Origin of the sequence: Schlesneria sp. (assembly GCF_036405755.1) — a bacterium.
In the GTDB taxonomy this organism is placed as follows: Bacteria; Planctomycetota; Planctomycetia; order Planctomycetales; family Planctomycetaceae; genus Schlesneria; species Schlesneria sphaerica.
This window is the reverse complement of sequence record NZ_DASWWZ010000001.1, coordinates 1-5133: the sequence shown is the minus strand read 5'-3', so window position 1 is coordinate 5133 and position 5133 is coordinate 1. Positions and strand designations below refer to the sequence as shown.

The 5133-nt window shown below is 56.5% G+C and carries 4 protein-coding genes; 3 read left to right on the top strand and 1 reads right to left on the bottom strand.

The genetic code is table 11. The features are described from left to right. Positions 1 to 220: 220 nt before the first annotated feature. From xylB to mazG, 3 genes are all read left to right on the top strand, one after another. Positions 221 to 1759, top strand: coding sequence for a xylulokinase (gene xylB / locus VGE80_RS00020; RefSeq protein WP_373651242.1), 1539 nt, complete (start codon positions 221 to 223; stop codon positions 1757 to 1759). An 18-nt stretch (positions 1760 to 1777) separates the two neighbouring features. After that, positions 1778 to 2758: a DUF4351 domain-containing protein gene (locus VGE80_RS00015; RefSeq protein ID WP_440591230.1), complete on the top strand. Its 981-nt coding sequence runs from the start codon at positions 1778 to 1780 to the stop codon at positions 2756 to 2758. A 133-nt stretch (positions 2759 to 2891) separates the two neighbouring features. Beyond that, positions 2892 to 3827: a nucleoside triphosphate pyrophosphohydrolase gene (mazG, locus tag VGE80_RS00010; protein WP_440591229.1), complete on the top strand. Its 936-nt coding sequence runs from the start codon at positions 2892 to 2894 to the stop codon at positions 3825 to 3827. 162 nt (positions 3828 to 3989) lie between these two features. Here the strand turns inward: mazG and VGE80_RS00005 are convergent. Beyond that, positions 3990 to 5133, bottom strand: a 1144-nt coding sequence (locus VGE80_RS00005) for a cofactor-independent phosphoglycerate mutase (protein ID WP_440591228.1), incomplete at its 5' end; no start/stop codon positions are given.

Here is a 5133-nt window from a genome sequence, read left to right as displayed (position 1 = left end):
TCCAGTCACGCGTTAGTGACTGCGTGGCGAGTTCACCCGATTCGCGATATAATGCAGGTTTATCAATTGTTTGGGACGCTCGAGTCCATTAACCGCAAGCTCCTGCCAATTCACACCTCCCCTTCGGCCCGCTTGAGATGGGGAGGAGGGACGTTTTGAGGTTTTTGCCTGAACTCGCTCCGCCAATAACCCGTTCGCTCGAATCAAGGAACCGCATACGATGGCAGTCTTTCTGGGGATCGATATTGGCACAAGCGGTACAAGAACTCTGGCCATGCGTGAGGATGGCACCATCCTGGCCAGTGCCACTTCAGAGTACGAACTCTCATCCCCAAAGCCTGGCTGGTCAGAACAGAATCCCGAAGACTGGTGGGAAGCGACTCAGATTACCGTCAAAAAGGTTCTGAAATCCGGCAAGATCAAGGCCGATGACGTCGCCGGGATTGGACTCAGCGGACAGATGCACGGCAGTGTGTTTCTGGACAAACAGAACGAAGTGATTCGCCCCGCCATCCTCTGGAACGACCAGCGGACGGCCCAGGAATGCATCGATATTGAAAACAAGGTCGGGGGCCGCGCCAAACTGATCGAGATGGTCGCGAACCCTGCCCTCACCGGCTTTACGGCTCCAAAAATCGTATGGCTGAAGAGTCATGAGCCGAAGAACTACGCGAAGGTCGCTCATATCCTGCTGCCGAAAGACTACATCCGTTTCCGCATGACTCAGGAATTTGCAACCGATGCCAGTGACGCATCGGGGACATTGCTCCTGGACGTACGGGCCAGAGAATGGTGCAAACCGCTGATCGACCGTCTCGACATCAAAATGTCGGCTCTCCCGAAAGTGTTTGAATCGGAAGATATTACTGGTGTTCTTACCGAAGAAGCGGCCAAGCTGCTCGGTCTGAAGAAAGGTGTCCCGGTCGTCGGGGGTGCGGGTGATCAGGCAGCCGGCGCCGTCGGAAATGGTATCGTCAAACGAGGCATCATCTCGGCAACGATGGGGACCAGTGGAGTCATCTTCGCTCACAGCGACGAGGTCCAGATTGACCCCGCAGGACGAGTTCACACCTTCTGCCACGCTGTGCGCGGCAAATGGCACGTCATGGGTGTGGTTCTCTCTGCCGGTGGTAGCCTGCAGTGGTACCGCAATCAGTTGGCTCAAGCCGAAATGACCGACGGCAAACGACTGAAGACTGACCCGTACAATCTCATTACAGAACAGGCAGCGGAAGCTCCTCCGGGATGCGAGGGGTTGTATTTTCTGCCGTACCTCTCGGGTGAACGGACGCCCCACGCAGATCCTCACGCCCGGGGCTGCTGGATCGGGCTCAGTCTTCGTCACGGCCGTTCCCACATGATCCGCTCGATCATGGAGGGGGCGACATACGCTCTGCGTGATTCACTGGAAGTCATCAACTCGATGAGCATTCCAATCCGAGAAATCCGGCTGTCCGGCGGGGGAGCACGCAGCGATTTCTGGCGGCAGATGCAGGCCGATGTTTATGGTCGCCGCGTCAGCCTGATTAATACGGAAGAAGGCCCCGCCTTCGGTGCGGCCCTCCTGGCGGCAGCCGGAACGGGCAAGTTCAAGTCCGTCGTCGAAGCGTGCGGAGCGATGGTCAAAGTCGTCGCGAGCACAGATCCTCAGGCCGAAGCCAAGAGGATTTACACGAAGTCGTATCCGATGTTCGGCAGGCTGTATAAAGCACTCAAGAACGAGTTTGTGGATATCGCCAAGATCGTTTCCGAGTCCTGACATGCCGCAGGAATAGTCATGATTGACGATGCAGACGAATCGCATGAGCGTCAAGACAGTGACTACGATGGAGCTTGGAAAGAGGCCTTACGGTTGCACCTGCCCCAATTTGTGGGCAGGTTCTTTCCTTCCCTCGCCCAGTCGATTGACTGGTCTTGCGATCCCGTCTGGCTCGACAAAGAGATCAGCCAGATCATCGGACAGGCAGGGCAACGCAATCAGGAAGTCGACTTGCTGTTCAAGGTCCTGCTCCGCGATGGAAAGGAGCAGTGGATCTTATGCCATCTGGAAATCCAGACGGCGTTCCAGTCTGACTTCGAACAACGACTGGATCTGTACAATGCCGGCCTGAAATGGACGTTCCGGCAGGAAGTCATCACGCTAGTGATCCTCGCGGATATCAATCCCCGGTGGCGCCCGCGTGAACATCGCTTTGAACTTGGCGGCTTTGTCAGCTACCGCTTGTTCCCCGTCTGCAAGGTGATCGACCACCTGGAATCAGATTGGGCGGATGACACGTCGCTGGCCGTTCAAGTGGCACGAGCCCAAATCGCGGCGTTGAGAACGGCAGGAAATCCCGAAGAGCGGTTTCATGCGAAAACTCAGCTTATTCGTAATCTTTACTCCGTCGGTTACAATGCGGGAGAGATACGCGAGCTTTACCGTCTGATCGACTGGATGATGCATCTGCGACCGGATTTGACGCGCCAGTTTGAATTGGATCTGGTTTCTTTCGAGAAGGAACTGCAAATGCCGTACATCACTTCCATTGAACGACACGCGGAAGAACGCGGCCTGGAGAAAGGACTCGAGCAAGGACGTGCAATTCTGGTTCGACAGCTCAGTCGACTCTGCGGTGACATCCCCGTCGACGTTCTACTGCAGGTCAAGCAGCTTTCTTTTGAACAGGCCGAAGACCTGGGCATTGCTCTGCTGGACTTCCGGTCGGTCGCTGACTTGAAAACGTGGCTGGAAGCACATGCCGTCGACCCATCATAAGGCAACTCGGTTCCTCCCGTGAATCACCCTGTCGATGGCGTTTCGCGGTGCGGGATCGAAGCGCTCCCAAACTCTGCTCTCGCTCTTTTCTATGACGTGGATCGACTAACCTCTCTTTCCAGTTGAACAAAACATGCCCGACTCGACCGAGCCTGCTTCACTCCAACCCTTGATCGCCGAAGGAGTGCCGCCCGACCTGGAGAAGCTGAGATCCCGCTTTAGTGAACTCTGCGAGATCATCGCAAAACTGCGATCACCGGAAGGCTGTCCCTGGGACCGCCAGCAGACCCTGGAATCGATCAAGCCCTATACGCTGGAGGAAACCTACGAGCTATTGGAAGCGATCGACTCCGGCGACGACGGAGCGATTGTGGAAGAGCTCGGGGACGTTCTACTTCAGGTTCTCCTCGATAGCCAGATTGCAGCCGATCAAGGTCGGTTCGACCTCAACGATGTCGTCGATGTACTTGCTCGCAAACTCGTTCGACGTCATCCGCATGTGTTCGGTGACGTGAAGGTCGGCACCGCGAATGACGTCGCGCTGCACTGGGACCGAATCAAACGATCAGAAAAGACGCGGCAATCAATCTTTGACGGATTACCTGCCGAACTGCCCGCACTCGCCCGTGCAGCCCGGCTATCGAAGAAAGCCGCTCGCGTCGGCTATGACTTTCCGACCCGGAACATGTTGTTCGATAAGCTCCAGGAAGAGATCACGGAACTGGCGTTTGAAATCTTCCCGGCTGGTAAGATTCCCCATGTTGAAGCGAACGTGGATGTTCCGGTCGAGCCAGATCCGGAACCATTCACTGCGGAACAGCAACGCCGAATCGAATCCGAAATCGGTGACGTCCTGTTCGTCGTGGCCAATATCGCACGACGCTGGCACATCAACCCCGAGGAAGCGCTGCGAGCCAGCAACGCCAAGTTTCAGCGACGGGTCGAATACATCGAGCGGCGCCTCAAGGAAACGGGACGCGATATTCATTCAGCCAGCTTGACTGAGATGGAGGAGCTCTACCAGGAAGGCAAGCAAATTGAAAAGTCCGGGAAGGGAGAGCCCCGCTAGCAACTCTGCAGCGACAATCGCAGTCGATCGTTAACTTCGAGACATCAGGTCACATCGATTATTTGCCGAAATTCTCAGTCTGCGAGCGGCAGGGCGTTCGCAGACTGAGCTCAGCGGTTCCAGCATTTCCACAGGTTGAATACGATTTCCTGACGCGGCCAATTATGTGCCGCCATGGGCCGGACTGAACAACAGATTCATGAGTTCGCAGCCGCGATCAAGACGGAGTGCAGACTGTGCTGCTGCGATTTCGTCATAGGTCTTAGCGGAATCCGCCGTAATCGACGTGCCACACAAAGCAAATGGGACGTAGCCGTGGCTGTGCGTCTTGGTTCGCAGAAATGTCGGATGGTCAGGACAGATCAGCAATCGGTATTCACCTTGTGAGCGCAGATACTCGTGTAGCGGCCCCACAATATGCTGGTCGATCTGTTCCAGGGCCCGAACTTTTTCGTCCGCCTTCCCTTCATGCGACGCTTCATCTGAGGCCTCAACATGAACGACGATGAAATCAGTCACGTCGTCTTTGAGTGCCTGAATTGCAGCGCGTCCTTTGGCCGCGTAATCCGTGTCGAGATAGCCCGTGGCACCTTGAACTTCGATCACTTTCCAGCCGAGGAGCCGGCCAATCCCGCGTAGCAGGTCCACCGCTGTGATGACCGCCCCGCGCTGGCCGAATCGCTCCAAGAACGGCGTCAGATTCGGCCGTTGCCCCTGCCCCCAAAGCCAGATCTGCGTCGCGGTATGCGTTCCGGAAGCAGCCCGTTGCTGGTTCTCAGGAGAGCCGGCGAGCAACCCCTCGCTCTTTTCCATCAACTCACGCAGAAGTTCAGACCCCGGGCCTTGCGGCAAATAGGGTTCAATCCCCTGGCCCGTAATGTCGTGGGGAGGAGTGGTGAGTGTCTTGTTGCCGAAAGGAGCAACCGTGTCACGAGCACGATAGACCAGCAGGTTGCGATAGCTCACGCCCGCATAGAACTTCCAGTGCTCGTTCCCGCACTGATCACGTTGCAGCGTCTCAATCAGCGTTCGCGCGAGGTCCGTCGGGATTTGCTCTGCCGTAAAGCTGACCATCTCGCCGTTGGCCACCGTGACAAAGTTGCAGCGGATGCACCAGTCATTCACTCCCAACTCGATCCCTTGGGCGGCGGCTTCCAGTGGCGCACGTCCCGTATGAAACTCAAGCGGGTCGTAGCCAAACAGACTCATCGTTCCGACATCGCTGCCGGAGGGCATCGAGGCTGGAACATGATCCGCGCGGCCGACGACACCCAGTCGCACGACTTCGTCCATATTCGGAACAGCG